The following is a 17,265-nucleotide window of genomic DNA, read 5'->3' as shown; positions in this document are numbered from 1 at the left end:
AAAAGGGGAACTGACATGAACAGGATAACCGTCTTTGCCGCGACTTTGACGCTTGCCGCGGGGTTGACCGCGCCGGCGCTGGCCGCCACGTCACTCACCATCGGCATCAGCGGCTGGACCGGATTCGCGCCGCTGACACTCGCCAAGCAGGCAGGGCTGTTCGAGAAGCATGGCCTCGACGTGACCTTGAAGAAGGTGCCGCAGGCCAGCCGGCCGCTCGCCATCGCCAGCGGCGACCTGCAATGCGCCGCCACCACGGTCGAGACCTGGCTGGTCTGGAACGCCAGCGGGGTGACCACCAAGCAAATCTTCCAGCTCGACAAATCCTATGGCGCCGACGGCATCGTCGTGCGCAACGACATCAAGACCGTCGCCGATCTCAAGGGCAAGAATGTAGCGTCCTCCGCGCCGGGAACGTCGCCCTATTTCATGCTGGCCTGGGTGCTGAACAAGAACGGCATGTCGACCAAGGACGTGACCGTCGTCAATCTCGAGCCTGACGCGGCGGCGCAAGCCTTCCTCGCCGGCCAGAATGACGCGGCCGTCACCTACGAGCCCTTCATCTCGGCCGTGCGCGATAAGGCCGACCAGGGTCATATCCTGGCGACCACGCTCGACTATCCGATGGTTCTCGACACGGTCGGCTGCACGCCCGAATTCCTCAAGGCTAATCCCGACGCCGCCAAGGCGCTTGCCGACAGCTATTTCGACGCTCTCGACATGATCAAGAAGGATCCGCAGAAATCCTACGAGATCATGGGCGCCGACGTGAAACAGTCTGCCAAGGAATTCGAGGATTCGGCGAAGTACCTGAAATGGGCCGACAAGGCCGCGAACAAGCAGTTCTTCACCAAGGAATTCCAGGACTTTTCCAAGACCGCCGGCGACCTGCTGCTGCAGATGGGGCTGATCAAGGAGGCGCCCGACGTCGCCACGCTGGCCGACACCAGCGCCGTGGCGAATTGACGGTTCAACCCTTGGATACCGTGCGGCGGCGCAGTGCGCCGCCACTTTCCCGCTGACAAAGGATGAAGATGCGCCCCTTGCATCCTGTCTCACCGAGCCTGCGAACAGTGCTCGGTATTTCCTTCTTCGTGCTGTTCGTGGCCTTCTGGGCCTGGATCACACTTGGCGGCCACGTCAACCGCATCTTCCTCGCCGACCCGCTGTCGATGCTGCGGGACGGCTGGCGGCTGCTGGTCGAGGACCGTTTCTGGCTCGACATACTGATCACCATCTGGCGGGTCTTCGGCGGCTTTGTGCTGGCCTCGGTCGTCGCCGTGCCGCTCGGCATCGCCATGGGCGCCTGGAAGCCGGTGGAAGCGTGTCTGGAACCCTTCGTCTCCTTCGCCCGCTACCTGCCGGCCTCGGCTTTCATTCCGCTGCTCATCCTGTGGGCCGGCATTGGCGAGCTGGAAAAGCTGCTCGTCATCTTCGTCGGCTCGGTGTTCCAGGTCATCCTGATCATTGCGGTCAAGGTCGGTTCCACACGGCGCGACCTGGTCGAGGCCGCCTATACGCTGGGCTCGACCAACAATGGCATCGTCAGGCGGGTCATCATGCCGGCCAACGCGCCCGAGATTGCCGAGACGCTGCGGCTGGTGCTCGGCTGGGCCTGGACCTATGTCATCGTTGCCGAACTGATCGGCTCGTCCTCGGGCATCGGCTATATGATCATCAACAGCCAGTCGCGGCTGGCGACAGGGCAGATCATCTTCGGCATCATCGTCATCGGCCTGATTGGGCTGTTGTCCGATTTTGCTTTCAAGGCGTTCAACCGCTGGCTCTTTCCATGGAGCCTGGCGTGAGCAAGCTTCTCATCGAGGGCGTTGCGCGCACCTTTGCCGGCGTGCGCGGCGGAGAGCCGGTCAGGGCGCTGATGCCGGTGGATCTCGCGGTCGCGGCAAATGATTTCATCACCATCCTGGGGCCGTCCGGTTGCGGAAAGTCGACGCTGTTGAGGATCGTCGCCGGCCTGGAAGCGCCAAGCGAAGGTCGCGTTCTGCTCGACGGCAAGGCGGTGACGAGACCCGGGCCGGACCGCGGCATGGTCTTCCAGTCCTACACGCTTTTCCCCTGGCTGACGGTCGCCGAAAACATCGCTTTCGGCCTGCGCGAACGCGGCATGGCCGAGGAGGAGAGGGACGGGATCGTTGCCTCCTATGTCGATCTCGTCGGGCTGAAGGGGTTCGAGAATCATTGGCCGAAGCAGCTTTCCGGCGGTATGCAGCAGCGCACGGCGATAGCGCGGGCGCTGGCCAACGATCCGGAAATCCTGCTGCTGGACGAGCCGTTCGGAGCCCTCGACAACCAGACACGCGGGCTGATGCAGGAATTGCTGCTCGGCATATGGGAACGGCGCAAGAAAACGGTGCTGTTCGTCACCCACGACATCGAGGAGGCGATCTTCATGGCCTCGCGGGTTATCGTGATGACGGCGCGGCCCGGCCGTATCAAGTCGGATGTCGCCATCGACCTGCCGCATCCGCGCCACTACACGCTGAAGACCAGTCCGGAATTCTCGGCGTTGAAGGCACGGCTGACCGAGGACATCCGCGTCGAGGCGATGCGGACCGCAGAGGTGCACTAACCGCTCACGGCTCGGTCGTCTGCGCGTATGGTTTTGGGGTCAGGCCGCCAGCAACTGCTTGCGGTCTACGCGCTCCTGCTGCGGCGAGCGGGCGTAGAGCTCGCGGTAGCATTTCGAGAAATGCGAGGCCGAGACGAAGCCGCAGGCGACCGCCACCTCGACCACCGGGAGCGACGACTGAATCAAGAGATGCCGGGCGCGGTCGAGGCGGATTTCGAGATAGTAGCGGGCTGGGGAGCGGCCCATCTCGGTGCGGAACAGGCGCTCGATCTGGCGGCGCGACAGGTCGACATGGTCGGCGATCTCGATCAGCGACAGCGGCTCGGACAAATTGGCCTCCATCAGTTCGATGATGGTCAGCACTTTCGAGTTCTGCACGCCAAGGCGGGCGCGCAGCGGCAGGCGCTGGCGGTCGGTCGGGCTGCGCACACGGTCGGTCAGCACCTGCTCGCACACGCGGTTGACGAGGTTCTCGTCGAAATCGTCACCGATCAGCTTCAGCATCATGTCGAGCGCGGCGGTGCCGCCGGCGCAGGTGTAGATGTTCTGGTCGATCTCGAACAGGTCGGCAAAGACATTGGCCTTCGGGAAGGCCTCGGAAAAGCCCGGCAGGTTTTCCCAATGGATGGCGCAGCGCTTGTTCGACAACAGCCCGGCGGCGGCCAGAATATGCGCACCGGTGCACAGACCGCCGACGGCGACGCCGCGGTTATATTCCTCGCGCAGCCAAGCAAAAGCCGACTTGTTCTGATAGCGCTCGACATTGGTGCCGCTGCAGACGATGGCCATGTTCGGGCGGTCCGGCCCGGCCATCTTCTTGCGTTCCTCCTCCAGCGAGGTGTTGACCGCACACTCCACGCCGTTGGAGGCGCGCACCGGCTTGCCGTCAATGCTGGCAAGGCGCCAGCGATAGGCCTCGTAGCCGAGCATCCGATTGGCGGAGCGCAACGGGTCCAGCGCGGTCGCAAAAGCGATCATGGTGAAATCGGGAACAAGGAAGAACACAAACGACCGCTTGATCGGATGCTTGACGGCGTTCACGGGGAACCTCATCTGGCCATGACGCGAACAGGATGTCGCGAATAGCATAGCGTCATCAGGAAAAACCATTCCTGTCAATCGGCTAGGCGGCTTTGGCAAGATTAAATTTGCGACATGGGTCGCAAATGGGCAATCACAGCGCGGTGCTGCTCAAACCAGGCCACCGTCAGGTTGTGAAAAGGTGATGGAAGCGCAACAGATAAACGCCGCCTCGGCGGAACCGAAGCGGCGGCTGTCAACTCTGAAGCCGTGGCAGGGAGCGCGGCTGTGGAGGTATCAGGCGACGAAGCCGAGACGCGCCGCAGCCATGGCCCCGGTCTGGCCAGGCATGGTGTTGGCGAGGCGCTGACGCTCGAGAGCGGTGGTCAGGTTCATTTCGCGGCGGGCGAAGAGGCGGGCAAAAAGCTTCATGATCATCTCCAATCGGTTGCTCAGACGGGTCGCCTTCGCTTGATGGAGTGGGGCAGCTCGTTTGCTGACGGGGATATAGGCTTGTGTAAGCAGAAACTGAATCGCAAAAGCGAAGCGCTTGATATGAAAAGCGACACCGATTGCGACAGATTTGGGCAGGTTGCAGGTGTTGTGCCCAATATTTACCAATATTTACAGTTGGTTGGCTTCAAAAACGAGCTGCTATGCGGCTTGCTCATATGCGCCATGCAGCGGCAGCATGGCTGCTGAATTCGTTTGAATACAAATAAAATAGAGAAGGCCTGCCGGGCGGGTTGCGCGGCAGGCCTTCAGCACGGGGTACACACGATCTACTTTGCTCCAGCCCAGGTTCCGACGCCATTGCGAATACCGGTCTTGGTGTCGGAAGCTTCCGGCCAGCCGATATCCTTCTGCAACTCGATCGGCAGGGAACGGATGGCGCGTTCGGTCTGGTAGCGGGCGCGGGCGGCGTTGAATTCGGTCGCGATGCGGCCGAGGGACGACAGGATAGACATTTCGATCTCCTTTGCTGCGGCGCGGGAGGCGCCGGCAATGCATTACGTCAGGTCTGTTTCAGCTTCATTACATGTCGAATGCAGGTCTGCGTCGTGGTCGTTTCGTGCCGCTTTTGGCGGCATGCTGCTTCGATGGAGTTGACTATGCTCCTGATCTGATGTTCAATCAAACGAAATGGAATGATGCTTTGTATCAGAAAAATTGAAGGCAGATCGTCATGAACGCCCCACTCAATCACCCGCTGCCGCTGCTCGACCTCGACGTTTTGCGCACTTTCGTGGCGATTGCCGAGACAGGCAGCTTCACCACCGCGGCCAATGCCGTTTTCCGCACGCCGTCGGCCGTCTCCATGCAGATCAAGAAGCTGGAGGACATTCTCGGCCGCTCGGTGTTCGCGCGCGATGCACGTTCGGTGACGCTGACCACGGACGGCGAAATGCTGCTCGGCTATGCCCGGCGGCTGTTGTCGATCAACCGCGAGGTGGTGTCGAAGTTCATTATCCCCGATATTGTCGGCGTGGTGCGGCTCGGCTCCCCGGATGATTATGGCGAGCGCGTGCTGCCGCATGTGCTGAAGCGTTTCGCGCAGTCGCATCCCTCGATCGCCGTCGACGTCACCATCGACCAGAGCAGCAATCTGCGCCGGCGCATGGACGACCGCGCGCTCGACATCACGCTGTTGACGAACTCCTACAAGACCAGCGCGCTTGGCGCCGAGGTGCTTTTGACCGAGCCGATCGTGTGGGCCGGCGCCAAGGGCGGCTGCGCGCATCTACGCGAACCGCTGCCGGTCTCATTGTGGGAAGAAGGCTGTGCCTGGCGGGCCGGTGCGCTCGAGGCATTGGGCCGCGAGGGCCGCAACTATCGCGTCGCTTACATGAGCGCCCATACCGCAGGCCAGCGAGCCGCGATCATGGCAGACCTTGCGGTCGCGCCGCTGCCGCGATCGTTCCTCGGCAACGACATGGTCGAACTCTGCCCGAAGGACGGCATGCCCGATATCGGCACTTACAATCTTGCCATGGTGGTGGCGCCGGACGCCAGCGCACCGGTCAAGGCCGTCGCCGACCACATCCGCGCGACTTTCGAAGTGTTTAGGGAAACCGGCAAGTTCTGATCATCCGGGATACTCGGACCGAAGGCGCTGCTCCGCCGCCTCTGCGGAAGCGGCGATCGGCGAAGGGCTTTCGTTCAGGAAAGCAACGATGTGTTGGCGCGCGCGCCGCGCTTCCGGCATGTCAATCAGCGGCCAGACGTGGAACATGCCTTCCTCGTAAACCAACTCCACCTCGACACCGGCGGTGCGGGCTTTTTGTGCAAAGATCAGATTGTCGGGCGTGAGAAGATCGCGGGAGCCCGTCAGGAGCAATGTCTTCGGCAATACCGACAGATCGCCATAGACCGGGCTGATGCGCCAGTCGGTCGGATCCATACCGGCACTATAGAGCCGGATTGCCTCTCGCCCACCGGCAATGCCCAACCATGGATCGTTCCGCTCCGCCTCGAATACTTCGGGGTTTGCGAGCGAGACGTCGAGCCCGGGTGAAATCAGCACATGACGCGAGGGTACGGACAAACCCTCTTCCGCCGCCATCATGGTCAGCACCACGGCCATGTTGCCGCCGGCGGAATCGCCCATGAAGATGATGTCTTCCGCCTCTGTCTCCTCGAGCATCCGGCGATAGACAGCGCCGACCATGCCGAACATGGCGTGGAAGTTGTGCTCGGGCGCGATGGGATAGATCGGCACGGTGATGCCGTAGCCCAGCCGGTCGGCCATGTCGGCGATCAGATACCAGTGATAAGGCGTGATCTCAAAGACATAGGCGCCGCCATGCAGGTAGAGTATCTGCTTGTGCTCTCCGGCCCTGGGCGCGATGTCGTAGACCGGAAACCCGTCCACGCTGCGCGTCTGGATATCGTAACGCTGCTGCAGCAAGGCCGGCGGACGGTGATCCTCGGTCTTGCGCGCGGCCGCTATCCAGCGCTGCAGGTTTTCCGGGCTGGAAAAGGCCTGCTTGCGGCTGTGCCTGAGCACGAAGGACACGACGTGGCTTTTCAAACTTGGCATGCGGATACACGGACTTCGGCGGCAGCCGACTAAGAGAATTCCCCTTCATTCTTGAAGATCGTGCCCTGGCCAAAGATGTCAAGATCAGCGCCTTGTCCACACGCTGGTGTGATCAGTGGCGCGGCAGAAGTGCCGCGCGCAGCCGGTTGTTGGCCGTCGGGGACGTACGCGGTCCCCGGCGGAAGCCGAGCAATTTGCATTTGTCGGTGAAGGTCATCAGCGCGTCCTACCCAGAAGCAGCGAGGCGAGCGTGGCCTGCGGATCATTCGGCGGCGATGCCGGCCATCCGATGTCCTTCCGGACATGCGCCGGCAAGCTGTTCAGCGCGCGGATCGCCTTATTCCTGGCATGAGCTTGCCTGATGGTCACACCGAAGCGGCCGAGATTTTCGAACATCGACATTTTCATCTCCCTTGAAGAACGGCGGTGGCCAAGGACTTCTCGGCCGCCGTTCGATGCGGGGTAAATGCGCCTGCCATGTATCGGATGGATTTCGCGAAAATAGCGCGTTCGTTTCCAGATCGGCCTAATCTGGAAACATTGCATACAAATGAGTTTTCGAGGCGCCGAAGTCGTTTTCAGGTCCCGATAAATCGGACGTCCTCGGGCGGTGGTGCGCTGCGACTCGAATAGAAAATAGTTGACAAGTCGCCCCGCAACTGCCTGTAATTGTGCAGCGCAGCAGCAGAAGTGTGCGTTGCAGCACAACGCGGAAACCATGACTGGGGTCATCGTGCCGAGTATCCACAGCATTCAGTATCTGCGGGCGCTAGCTGCGAGTGCTGTGGTCTGCTTCCACGTCAGCGAGCAGTTCGACGGCCCGTTCTCTGTCGGTGCCGCCGGGGTCGACGTCTTCTTTGTGATCAGCGGTTTCATCATGTGGGTGACGACGGCGAGCCGCCCGGCGGATCCAGTGGGCTTCATCGGCCGCCGGATCACCCGCATCGTGCCGCTCTACTGGATCGTCACCTTCATGACTGCCGCAGCCATGCTGATCAAGCCACAGTTTTTTTACGATCAGTTGCTCAGCCCGCTGAGCCTCGGCCGCTCGCTGTTCTTCTTGCCGCTTCTGCAAGACGGCGCATTGCATCCCGTCGTCCTCCAGGGTTGGACGCTGAGCTACGAGATGATGTTCTATCTCGTTTTCGCCTTGACTCTTTTTCTGGGCGAACGATGGCGTCTGGGCGTGCTCGTCGGCAGTCTCACCATCATCGTCGCGCTGCATTTTGTCTTGCCCGAGGGATATGCGCGTTCCTTCACCAGCCCAATCGTGCTCGAATTCGCTGCCGGCGTCATTCTCGCACGCCTGTGGCTCCAGGACGTTCGGCTCTCGTTTGGGCTGGCCCTGACGCTGCTTGGTGGTGGGTTTCTTCTGCTCGCCGTCATCCCGTTGGTCGACGCCGATATGCCGCGCGTATTGCGCTGGGGCATCCCGGCCATGCTGATCGTGGCGGGCGCGGTCTTTGCCGAACGCGCTCGGCCGTTCAGGCCCGTGGCCTTGTTCAGTTTCCTCGGCGAAGCCTCCTATTCGATCTATCTTTGGCACGCCCTGGTGGCCGTCGCGGTGACGGGCATCACCTTGCGGCTCGGCGTGCTGCCGGCATTGCAGCCGGCGCTGATCGTCGTTCTCAGCCTGGTGTTCTCGGCGATGCTTTATCTGGTCGTTGAAAAGCCGCTCATCCGGGCGCTGCACCCCTCACGCCCCAAAGGCATCAAGCGCGGAAAAGAGACCCCGCTTACCCAGGCCGCAGACACATGAATCCGATCGCAATGGCCTGAAGCGGTTTGTCAGTCGCGGCTGCGCCGTGCGGCGTGGCCTTCGCGCGAGCGCCTTCGCGGTGCCGAATCTCCGGCGATGCCATCCTCGCTCACCGTCTTGCGTGGCGGCAGTTTCACCGCCGCCGACAGTTTCGGGAACGGGTCGACCTTGTTGGGCAGCGCCATGGCATAGACGAAATGCTCCTGGAATTTCGGCTCCAGCGCGGTCTCGATCTTCTCGATCTGGCTCACCGTCTCCTCGATCTCGCGACGATAGCCGCGATTGAGCAGCGCCATACGGGCACCGGCGCCGGCGGCGTTGCCGACGGCCGAGACCTTGTCGAGATCGCAATCGGGGATAAGGCCGAGCACCATGGCGTATTTCGGATCGATGAAGGAGCCGAAGGCACCGGCGAAATGGATGCGGTCGACATGCTCGGTGTTCTGCTTTTCCATCAACAGCTTGGTGCCGGCATAGAGCGCCGCCTTGGCAAGCTGGATGGCGCGCACGTCGGTCTGGGTGATGGTGATCTTGGGTTCGCCTTCCTTCAGCACGTAGGAGAAGGTGCGGCCGTTGGCGACGACGCGCGGCGAGCGCGCGGCCAGCGAACCGTCGACGACACCATCCTCCGAGATGATGCCGGCGAGATACATTTCGGCGACGATCTCGATGATGCCGGAGCCGCAGATGCCGGTGACGCCGGTCGCCTGCACGCTGTCGAGGAAGCCCGGTTCGTCGGACCACAATTCCGAGCCGATGACGCGGTATTTCGGCTCCAGTGTGTCGGGATCGATGCGCACGCGCTCGATGGCGCCGGGCGCGGCCCGCTGGCCACCGGAGATTTCGGCACCTTCGAAGGCCGGACCGGTGGGCGAAGAGGCAGCCACGACACGCGCGCGATTGCCGAGTACGATCTCGGCATTGGTGCCGACATCGACGATCAACATCATCTCGTCCTGGCGATGCGGACCTTCCGACAGCGTCACCGCCGCCGCATCGGCGCCGACATGGCCGGCAATGCAAGGCAGCATATAGAGGCGCGCACCCTGGTTGAGCTTCAGCCCGATATCGGATGCCTTGATGCGCACGGCGCCCGAGACGGCAAGCGCGAAGGGGGCTCCGCCGAGTTCGGTCGGATCGATGCCGAGGAACAGGTGATGCATGATCGGATTGCCGACGAAGACGGAATCCAGGATGTCGTTGCGCTGGACATTGCCTTCCGCGCAGACCTTGTCGACGAGGCCGGAGATCGCCTCGCGCACGGCCACCGTCATGCCCTCGCGGCCATCCGGGTTCATCATCACATAGGAGACGCGGCTCATCAGATCCTCGCCAAAGCGGATCTGCGGGTTCGACGTCCCGGACGAGGCGGCGACGCGGCCCGACAGCAGCGATACCAGATGCATGGCGATGGTGGTCGAGCCGATGTCGCAGGCCAGCCCATAAGCCTCGTTCTTGAGGCCCGGCCACAGCGCGATGACGCGCGCGATGTCACTGTCGGCATCCTTGTGGATGGCAGCGGTGGCGGTCCAGTTGCCCTTGCGCAATATGCCTTGCACCTGCGGCAGCAGATAAAAGTCGAATTCGAGGTTCTTAAAACCCCAGTCCTTCATCAGCGCGATCTTGAGCCGGTCGAGATCACCTGATGGATTGTGCATGTCGGGCTCTTCGATCTCGACATAGCACATACGGATCGCCGTATCGCGGGCGATCACCCTGGTGTCGGCATCCTTGCGGATGGTCTGCGCGTTGATGACGGTGTCCTGCGGCACGTCGATGACGAGGTCGCCGAGGATCTGCGCCGAGCAGGAGAGGCGGCGCCTTTCGGGCAGGCCGCGCACGCGTTCGTAGCGCTCTTCCTTGGGACCTTTGGGCGAGATGTGGTCGTTTGAGGAGGTGATCTTGTGCTTGGCGAAATTGCCTTCCTGCACCTCGATCTGGCAGCGCCCGCAAGTGGCGCGTCCGCCGCACACGCTCTCGACATAGACGCCGAGCTGGCGCGCGGCGTCGAGCACCGGCGTGCCGACAGGGAACCGCCCGCGCTTGCCTGACGGCATGAACAGCACGAGTGGATCGGTAATGTTTGCAGGTGAATTCACGATTGCGCGCTTATCCCCGGCCCATCCGGGCTTCACGACCGCCGCGCCGGCGGCTGCCATTGCCGCCGCCTTCGCCCGGTGCATTGACCGCTGTCGGCGCCGCCACCGCGTGGCCGCCTTCGGCCGGCTTGTAATCCTTGTAGGTCTTGATCCATTTGGTGCAGTTCTCGTCGGTGCCGTTCAGCACGTTGGCGCCGCGCACGGCTTCCATTTCCTGCGGCCGCACCGGGTTCATGATCGCCGAAGTCATGCCGGCGCCGATCACCATCGGGATGAAGGCGGCGTTGATGCCGTGGCGGTGCGGCAGGCCGAACGAGATATTCGACAGGCCGCACGTGGTGTTGACCTTGAGCTCTTCGCGCAGGCGGCGCAGCAGCGCGAACACCTGGCGGCCGGCATCGCCAAGCGCCCCGATCGGCATGACCAGCGGGTCGACGACGACGTCGTGCGCCGGGATGCCGAAATCGGCGCAGCGCTGCACGATCTTCTTGGCGACGGCGAAGCGCACGTCCGGGTCCATCGAAATGCCGGTTTCGTCGTTGGAGATGGCGACGACGGGCACGTTGTATTTTTTGACCAGCGGCAGGATGGCTTCGAGTTTTTCCTCCTCGCCGGTGACGGAGTTGACCAGCGGCCGGCCCTTGGCGACCTTCAGCGCGGCCTCGATCGCGGCGCTGACGGAACTGTCGATCGACAGCGGCAGGTCGACCAGGCCCTGGACGATTTCCAGCGTCTGCACCAAAAGACCAGGTTCGGTTTCGTTCGGGTTGACCGAAGTGACGCCGGCATTGACGTCGAGCATGGTGGCGCCGCAGGCGGCCTGCTCCAGCGCGTCCTTGATGACGGTCTCGAAATTGCCGACCACCATCTCGGCGGCGAGCTTCTTGCGGCCGGTCGGGTTGATGCGTTCGCCGATCACGCAGAAGGGCTGGTCGAAGCCGATGATGATTTCTCGTGTCGCCGAGGCAACGATGGTCCGGGTCATGAAATCTCTCCGTCGTGATATAAAGAGTTCTTTATATCGTTATCTCTTGTCGATCAAGCGAATGGTGGTCGTTCCGCGCGGGTCAATGCGCGGTCTTCACCATATCCACCTGGGTTTCGGTAATCTCGTCGTGCAGGATGTGGTCCAGCCGGTCGGCGACCATCTGGTCGTCGCGGCGGATCTCACGCTTCCATGGCTGGCGGCCCTTCAGCACACCCGATTCATCGACGATCTCGGCGACATATTCCTCCTGGCGATAGGCCATCACGTGGATGCCAGAGACGCCGGGAATTTCCTTCACCTCGTTGATGATGTCGGTGCAGAGCTGCTTGCCTTCCTTCTTCTGGTCCTGGGCGCCTTCCAGCCGCTTGATGATGGCGTCAGGGATATGGATGCCGGGCACGTTGGAGCGGATCCATTTTGCCGTCTTGGCCGAGGCCAAGGGGCCGACCCCGCACAGGATGAACACCTTTTCGGTATGGCCGAGATCGCGGGCCTTCTGCATGAAGGTCTTGAACATCGGCACGTCGAAGCAGTACTGCGTCTGCACGAACTGCGCGCCGGCGGCGATCTTCTTGCCGAGATGGATCGGGCGAAAGTCGAAGGGCGGCGCGAACGGATTGACGGCAGCGCCCAGGAACAGCTGCGGGGGCGTCGTCAGCTTGCGGCCGGACAGAAACTTGCCGTTGTCACGCATGATGCGGCAGGTCTCCAGCAGCGACATGGAATCGAGATCGAACACCGGCTTGGCGCCCGGCTGGTCGCCGGCCTGCACGCCGTCGCCGGTCAGGCACAGCATGTTGGCGACGCCCATTGCGGCACCGCCCAGCACATCGCCCTGGATGGCGATACGGTTCTTGTCGCGGCAGGCGATCTGCATGATTGGGGCGTAGCCCATGCGGGTCAGCAGTGCACAAATACCGACCGAGGACATATGGCAATTGGCGCCGGACGCATCGACCGCGTTGATGGCATCGACCCAGCCGTCGAATATCTTCGCCCTGTTGTAGACATCCTCGGGGTCGGCGCTGTCGGGTGGGTTGAGCTCGGTGGTCACCGCGAATTCGCCGCGCCTGAGCACGCGCTCCAGCCGGCCGCGCGAGGTGTGGCCGGGCAGGGGATCGAGCGGCAAATGAATGCCGGCCGGATTTTCATCGAGCTGGCGGCCGATCATGCGGAGGCTCCGGTCTTCGCGGCAGCGGCGGCTTCACGGGCTGCCGCGGCCTGCGCAGTCACTCGCAGCCAGGCCGAAGTTTCGCGCAACGACTGGTCTACCGGCTTCTGCACGATGAGAATCCTGTCGGAGTTGACCATGTTCTGCGAACCTTCCCAGGCCTTGACCCAGACGCAGGGCATATCGGGCTCGACCTCGCAATTGCCGTTGGCGCGTACGCCGCCGCAGGGGCCGTTGCGCAACTGCTTGGGGCAATTCATCGGGCACGACATGCCGGTCGAGGACAGGATGCACTGGCCGCACATGCGGCAGTCGAACATGAAGCCCTTGACGCGCTTTTCAACGAATTTGATTGGAGCCTCGACACGGCCGTAGCCGATGCCCTTCCACAAGGGATGCAGCAGCAGGAACGTGTCGGCAAAACGGGCATAAAACCATTCGAGCAATCGCGAGTGCCGAACAGACCATAGTCTCACCGCGAACGAGCGCTGTACGCGGCGCTGCGGCGACACGTCGGCTGGCTTGTAGTCGGATTTCGGCGCGGCCTTCTTGACCAGCGTGGCCTGGGTAACCGCCGGGTTCTCGTCAGACATTTTCTTTTCCGCCCGCCTTGACCAGAGAGACCAGCCGCTCGCGGTCGTATTTCGTGTCGAGCTCGTGGAATGCTTTTTCGACCTCGGCTTCGAGATCGTCACCGACCGGAACCGGTTCGGCCTTGCGCCATTCGGCGAGATAGTCGTCGGTGCCACCGGCGCCGGTGCGCATGGCACACATGTCGATCGCCTCGGTGAAGCGCAACGGCAATTCGCGCTTGGCGTTCTGCCGGCCTTTCCTAACGATGACCTGGGCAGGGATGTCGCGCCAGTAGACGACGATAAGATCGGCCATGAATTCTCGCTCCTCGATATTCCGAGCATTGCCGCAAGCGTCGTAAGGCTGCTTGTTATGGGACGACGCGCGCGCATTCAAAAGCGACGCATTTGGATGTCGTAAAATGAAAGGCGGGTTTATTCGTTTGCGACCCATGTCGCGACGGGGTCAATGCAGCAGGAATGGCGGCGAAGTTTGCGCTGTTCCCGACGCTGGATGCGTTACCAGATGCCGGTTCTCAGCCCTGTCCAGACGTAGAACCAGATCGTCGGGTGGTACCATTGTTTCTATGCCAGCCCTGGATCGAACGTCGCGACGCCGCCATTGATCTTGCCGTGCTCCAAGGACCGGCTGATGTGGCCGGACCTTAGGGCAGGCGGCGTAATCCTTGGTATGCCGGAAGCCTTGCCAGGGCACAAAGACGCCGGTCAGCGCTTGAACTCCATGATGTCGAGCTTCGATTCGTAGTAGGGGGCGGGGAATTCGATGCGCCATTCCTTGGCGCTGTTGCGGAAGGCGTAACCGACCTGGTCGGTTTGCGGACCGCTGCCATAGGGCTTTGCCCGGTCGTCGTTGACGGAGCCGGAGCCAAGATAGATCGAGCGCTTGTCGCCGTCGTCGAAGAAGCGGCCCTGGGTGCGTTGCGAACCGCTGATCTTTTCCAGCCGCCAACCGGAGCCATCATCGGTGACCCTGCATTTGAACCAGCCATAGATGACGAGCGGGCTCGGTCCGCCGACCTTGATCGTGCGGCACCGCCAATTGCCAGTGAGATCCTTGTCGGAGAAGGCGACCAGCGGCTTGCCCAGCAGCGTGTCGAGTTGCTTGAGCTCGGCGGGTTTGCCCGCCTTTGCCTCGGCGAGCGCCGCCTTGCGGGTATCGCCATATTTGTCGAGCCGCGCCTTGTCGGCGGCGGTGATCAGTTTCTGCACCTGACCGTCGGCAAGGGCGGGCAAAGTGCAGCAGAGCAGGCCGACAACGGCAAGCAAGGGGCGGAGGTTCATCAAAGGATTCCCTGTTTTTGTCTGGGGCATAACTTACCGGGTCGCTGGCGCCTGTCATCCGTGCTTAACAGCGTCACGGTCGAAATTCATGGTGTGACGAATGCGAATCTTGCTCACGGGGTCGTCGGGTTGGCTGGGAAGCGCGTTGGCGCCGCTCCTGCGCGGGATTGGACATGAGGTGATCGGGATCGATCCCCTTCCATCGGCCGAAACGCGGATCGTCGGTTCGATTGCCGACCGCGATCTCGTCATGCGTGCCGTCGGGGAAAACCGGATAGAGGCCATCATTCACAGCGGTGCGCTGCACAAGCCCAACATAGAAAGCCACGCCAACAGCGATTTCATCGCGGCCAATGTGCAAGGCACGCTAAACCTGCTCGACGCGGCGGTGGCGGCCAATGTGCAACGCTTCGTCTTCACGTCAACGACCTCGCTGATGATCTCGCAGGCGATACGCGACGGCTTCAAGGGTGGTGCACGCAAGGCGGCATGGCTGACGGAGGCGATGTCGCCCGAGCCGCGCAACATCTATGGGGTGACCAAGCTCTCCGCCGAGCATCTCTGCCGTCTCTACCACCTCCGGCACGGGCTGCCGGTGGTGGTGCTGCGCACGGCACGTTTCTTCCCCGAGCCCGACGACATGGCGCATGCGATCGAGCAGTCGGACGCCAACACCAAGGCGAACGAACTGCTGTTTCGGCGGCTGACGGTGGACGACGCGGCGCAGGCGCATGTCGCGGCATTGGAGAAGGCACCGGAGCTCGGCTTCGACATCTTCATCGTCTGTGCGCCAACGCCGTTCCAGCCCGGAGATTGCGCGGATTTGATCGCGGACGCTCCATCGGTCGTGGCGCGTTATTTTCCCGAATTTCCGGCACTTTATGCGCGCAAAGGCTGGACGATGTTTTCCTCGATCGACCGGGTCTATGACGCGTCACGGGCGAGGGACAGGCTGGGCTTTGCCTGCAAGACAAGTTTTGCCGATGTGCTGGCGGCGCTGGCGGCGCTGGCGGCCGAAGACGGGACCTGAGCCGTCAGGCGTTCGCGGCCGCCCGCGCCAGGCCTGGCGTCAGGTCGCCAAAACCGGTGGAGCGGCGCTCATAGGCAAGGCCAAGCAGGGCAGCGGCCTTTTCCGCGACCTTGTCGAGCTCCGGATCATCGGTCTGCGCGAGATAGATCAGCTTCTGGTAGTTGCCGAAATAGTCCTTGATCAGCTCCGGGTGCTTGTCCAGGCCGAGCGGCTTCATGAAGAAGGCATCGAATTGACGGCACAGGAAGTCCGTCATGTAGAATGACATCATGTCGTCGTCGCCGACCTTGTCGTAGGCCTCCATGCCTTGATAGAAGGCGAAGCAATGCGGGCCGGCCATGCGCTCGACGCCATGCTTCTCCAACACGCGGTCAAGCAGGCCGCCAGTGCCGCAATCGGCATAGCCGACGAAGATCTGCTTGTAACCTTCCGCCTTGGCCCTCTCGATCGCCTTGTCCATGGCCGGCGCGATGCGGTCGGGATAGAAGTGAAATTCCGCCGGCAAACACGTCAATTCGAGGTGATCCAGCCCGAGCCGTTCCTTGACGGCCAACACCTCGCGCGCAATCATCCCGCAGGCGATGACGAGCAGCCTGTCTGTCTGATTCGGTTTCGTTTTTTTTGTCTTAACCAAGTCGAGCCGGCTTTTCGCTGCGGGGTTAATTTATCTGTCGAGGGAGACACCGTCCATGAAACTGCTACGGGTAGCGCCGATGGTTATCCTTGCCTGCGCGCTTGCACTCACGGCCTGCGCCAACACCATTCGGGGTGTCGGCAAGGATGTCAAATCGACGGCGAGGGCGGTCAAAGACACTGTCGCCAATTGATCGGCAGCCACCTCCTTCATCTGGGAACAAAAAAGCCGCGCTGCAAGGCGCGGCTTCTTTTTCGTCGTCCTGATGCCTTGGATCAGGCCGAAGCACGCACGTTGTGCTTGCGCTTCATAAAGTCCTTCGCGGTCTCGACCGCCACCGCGGCGTCGCGGCAATAGGCGTCGGCGCCGACGGCCTTGCCGAATTCCTCGTTGAGCGGCGCGCCGCCAACCAGCACGACATAGTCGTCGCGAATGCCCTTTTCCTTCATCGTGTCGATGACGACCTTCATATAGGGCATGGTGGTGGTGAGCAGCGCCGACATGCCGATGATGTCGGGCTGGTGCTGCTCGATCGCATCGAGATACTTCTCGACCGCGTTGTTGATGCCGAGGTCGATGACGTCGAAGCCAGCACCCTCCATCATCATACCGACGAGGTTCTTGCCGATGTCGTGGATGTCGCCCTTGACGGTGCCGATCACCATCTTGCCCTGTTTCGGCGCGCCGGTGGCGGCGAGCAGAGGGCGCAGGATGAACATGCCGGCCTTCATCGCATTGGCCGACAACAGCACCTCGGGAACGAACAGGATGCCGTCGCGAAAATCCTCGCCGACGATACGCATGCCCTCGACCAGCGCCTCGGTCAGCACCTTGTAGGGGACCCAGCCGCGATCGAGCAGGATGCGCGTGCCTTCCTCGATTTCTTCCTTCAGACCGTCATAGAGATCGTCGTGCATCTGCTGCACCAACTCGTCGTCGGAAAGTTCGGAAAGGATGATCTCGTCGTCGGACATTTTAATCCAGCTCCTCACGGCATCGCGACTGTGTCGCAAGGCACAAAATAATGGCGTTCATACCTAACCCGCAACGGGCGGGTATC

General features: G+C 62.0%; 20 protein-coding genes. 8 read left to right on the top strand and 12 right to left on the bottom strand.

Annotated features, from left to right (window positions below):
- Nucleotides 1-15: 15 nt before the first annotated feature.
- The 3 genes from O7A60_RS11980 to O7A60_RS11970 all read left to right on the top strand — a co-directional run bounded on the left by O7A60_RS11980 (nucleotide 16) and on the right by O7A60_RS11970 (nucleotide 2,590).
- Nucleotides 16-966, top strand: a complete 951-nt coding sequence (locus O7A60_RS11980; RefSeq protein ID WP_027145880.1) for an ABC transporter substrate-binding protein — start codon at nucleotides 16-18, stop codon at nucleotides 964-966.
- A gap of 68 nt (nucleotides 967-1,034) precedes the next feature.
- Entirely contained in the window at nucleotides 1,035-1,808 is a 774-nt protein-coding gene (locus tag O7A60_RS11975) for an ABC transporter permease (protein ID WP_337106434.1), read from the top strand.
- The gene (locus O7A60_RS11970) at nucleotides 1,805-2,590 is read left to right on the top strand and encodes an ABC transporter ATP-binding protein (protein ID WP_140502631.1); all 786 of its coding nucleotides are present in this window, start codon (nucleotides 1,805-1,807) and stop codon (nucleotides 2,588-2,590) included. Before O7A60_RS11975 ends, O7A60_RS11970 begins: the two co-directional genes overlap by 4 nt.
- A gap of 39 nt (nucleotides 2,591-2,629) precedes the next feature.
- On the opposite strand, the gene O7A60_RS11965 is transcribed toward O7A60_RS11970, so the two are convergent.
- On the bottom strand, nucleotides 2,630-3,643 hold the full coding sequence (locus tag O7A60_RS11965; RefSeq protein WP_348625742.1) for a GlxA family transcriptional regulator: 1,014 nt from the start codon (nucleotides 3,641-3,643) through the stop codon (nucleotides 2,630-2,632).
- A 255-nt stretch (nucleotides 3,644-3,898) separates the two neighbouring features.
- Between O7A60_RS11965 and O7A60_RS11960 the strand changes: the two genes are divergently transcribed.
- On the top strand, nucleotides 3,899-4,312 hold the full coding sequence (locus tag O7A60_RS11960) for a hypothetical protein (protein ID WP_337106553.1): 414 nt from the start codon (nucleotides 3,899-3,901) through the stop codon (nucleotides 4,310-4,312).
- 80 nt (nucleotides 4,313-4,392) lie between these two features.
- On the opposite strand, the gene O7A60_RS11955 is transcribed toward O7A60_RS11960, so the two are convergent.
- Entirely contained in the window at nucleotides 4,393-4,578 is a 186-nt protein-coding gene (locus O7A60_RS11955; protein ID WP_337106433.1) for a hypothetical protein, read from the bottom strand.
- 218 nt (nucleotides 4,579-4,796) lie between these two features.
- Here O7A60_RS11955 and O7A60_RS11950 point away from each other — a divergent pair, with 218 nt between their 5' ends.
- Nucleotides 4,797-5,696, top strand: a complete 900-nt coding sequence (locus O7A60_RS11950; RefSeq protein ID WP_015317416.1) for a LysR substrate-binding domain-containing protein — start codon at nucleotides 4,797-4,799, stop codon at nucleotides 5,694-5,696.
- Here O7A60_RS11950 and O7A60_RS11945 read toward each other — a convergent pair whose 3' ends face one another.
- Together O7A60_RS11945 and O7A60_RS11940 are read right to left on the bottom strand one after the other, a co-directional pair.
- Nucleotides 5,697-6,650, bottom strand: coding sequence for an alpha/beta hydrolase (locus tag O7A60_RS11945; protein WP_337106432.1), 954 nt, complete (start codon nucleotides 6,648-6,650; stop codon nucleotides 5,697-5,699). It lies immediately after the preceding gene.
- A gap of 216 nt (nucleotides 6,651-6,866) precedes the next feature.
- A complete protein-coding gene (locus O7A60_RS11940; RefSeq protein ID WP_027145886.1) occupies nucleotides 6,867-7,052 on the bottom strand; it encodes a hypothetical protein in 186 nt (61 codons plus the stop codon).
- 316 nt (nucleotides 7,053-7,368) lie between these two features.
- On the opposite strand from O7A60_RS11940, the gene O7A60_RS11935 reads away from it, so the two are divergent.
- A complete protein-coding gene (locus O7A60_RS11935) occupies nucleotides 7,369-8,409 on the top strand; it encodes an acyltransferase family protein (protein WP_337106431.1) in 1,041 nt (346 codons plus the stop codon).
- 29 nt (nucleotides 8,410-8,438) lie between these two features.
- On the opposite strand, the gene O7A60_RS11930 is transcribed toward O7A60_RS11935, so the two are convergent.
- The 6 genes from O7A60_RS11930 to O7A60_RS11905 all read right to left on the bottom strand — a co-directional run bounded on the left by O7A60_RS11930 (nucleotide 8,439) and on the right by O7A60_RS11905 (nucleotide 14,541).
- The gene (locus O7A60_RS11930; RefSeq protein ID WP_140502636.1) at nucleotides 8,439-10,568 is read right to left on the bottom strand and encodes an ASKHA domain-containing protein; all 2,130 of its coding nucleotides are present in this window, start codon (nucleotides 10,566-10,568) and stop codon (nucleotides 8,439-8,441) included.
- Nucleotides 10,519-11,493 carry a methyltetrahydrofolate cobalamin methyltransferase gene (locus tag O7A60_RS11925; protein ID WP_027145888.1) on the bottom strand — a complete coding sequence of 325 codons (975 nt, stop codon included), beginning with the start codon at nucleotides 11,491-11,493 and terminating at the stop codon, nucleotides 10,519-10,521. Before O7A60_RS11925 ends, O7A60_RS11930 begins: the two co-directional genes overlap by 50 nt.
- 82 nt (nucleotides 11,494-11,575) lie before the next feature.
- Nucleotides 11,576-12,667: a methylenetetrahydrofolate reductase gene (locus O7A60_RS11920; RefSeq protein ID WP_027145889.1), complete on the bottom strand. Its 1,092-nt coding sequence runs from the start codon at nucleotides 12,665-12,667 to the stop codon at nucleotides 11,576-11,578.
- The gene (locus tag O7A60_RS11915; RefSeq protein ID WP_337106430.1) at nucleotides 12,664-13,260 is read right to left on the bottom strand and encodes a methylenetetrahydrofolate reductase C-terminal domain-containing protein; all 597 of its coding nucleotides are present in this window, start codon (nucleotides 13,258-13,260) and stop codon (nucleotides 12,664-12,666) included. Before O7A60_RS11915 ends, O7A60_RS11920 begins: the two co-directional genes overlap by 4 nt.
- Nucleotides 13,253-13,555, bottom strand: coding sequence for a virulence factor (locus O7A60_RS11910; protein WP_337106429.1), 303 nt, complete (start codon nucleotides 13,553-13,555; stop codon nucleotides 13,253-13,255). The genes O7A60_RS11915 and O7A60_RS11910 overlap by 8 nt, the downstream gene beginning before the upstream one ends.
- Before the next feature lie 410 nt (nucleotides 13,556-13,965).
- The gene (locus O7A60_RS11905; protein WP_337106428.1) at nucleotides 13,966-14,541 is read right to left on the bottom strand and encodes a DUF4893 domain-containing protein; all 576 of its coding nucleotides are present in this window, start codon (nucleotides 14,539-14,541) and stop codon (nucleotides 13,966-13,968) included.
- Nucleotides 14,542-14,641: 100 nt separating this feature from the next.
- Between O7A60_RS11905 and O7A60_RS11900 the strand changes: the two genes are divergently transcribed.
- Nucleotides 14,642-15,571, top strand: coding sequence for an NAD-dependent epimerase/dehydratase family protein (locus O7A60_RS11900; protein WP_337106427.1), 930 nt, complete (start codon nucleotides 14,642-14,644; stop codon nucleotides 15,569-15,571).
- A 4-nt stretch (nucleotides 15,572-15,575) separates the two neighbouring features.
- On the opposite strand, the gene O7A60_RS11895 is transcribed toward O7A60_RS11900, so the two are convergent.
- On the bottom strand, nucleotides 15,576-16,205 hold the full coding sequence (locus O7A60_RS11895; RefSeq protein WP_337106426.1) for a DUF1638 domain-containing protein: 630 nt from the start codon (nucleotides 16,203-16,205) through the stop codon (nucleotides 15,576-15,578).
- Between the two features lie 55 nt (nucleotides 16,206-16,260).
- On the opposite strand from O7A60_RS11895, the gene O7A60_RS11890 reads away from it, so the two are divergent.
- Nucleotides 16,261-16,398: an entericidin A/B family lipoprotein gene (locus tag O7A60_RS11890; protein WP_140758252.1), complete on the top strand. Its 138-nt coding sequence runs from the start codon at nucleotides 16,261-16,263 to the stop codon at nucleotides 16,396-16,398.
- A gap of 82 nt (nucleotides 16,399-16,480) precedes the next feature.
- On the opposite strand, the gene O7A60_RS11885 is transcribed toward O7A60_RS11890, so the two are convergent.
- Nucleotides 16,481-17,179, bottom strand: a complete 699-nt coding sequence (locus O7A60_RS11885) for a corrinoid protein (RefSeq protein ID WP_140502640.1) — start codon at nucleotides 17,177-17,179, stop codon at nucleotides 16,481-16,483.
- Nucleotides 17,180-17,265: the final 86 nt, after the last annotated feature.

The sequence above is a fragment of the Mesorhizobium salmacidum (SeqCode) genome, from assembly GCF_037179605.1.
GTDB classification, from domain to species: Bacteria; Pseudomonadota; Alphaproteobacteria; order Rhizobiales; family Rhizobiaceae; genus Mesorhizobium; species Mesorhizobium salmacidum.
Note: the sequence above shows the minus strand (reverse complement) of the source record. Positions and strands in the feature narration are given on the sequence as shown.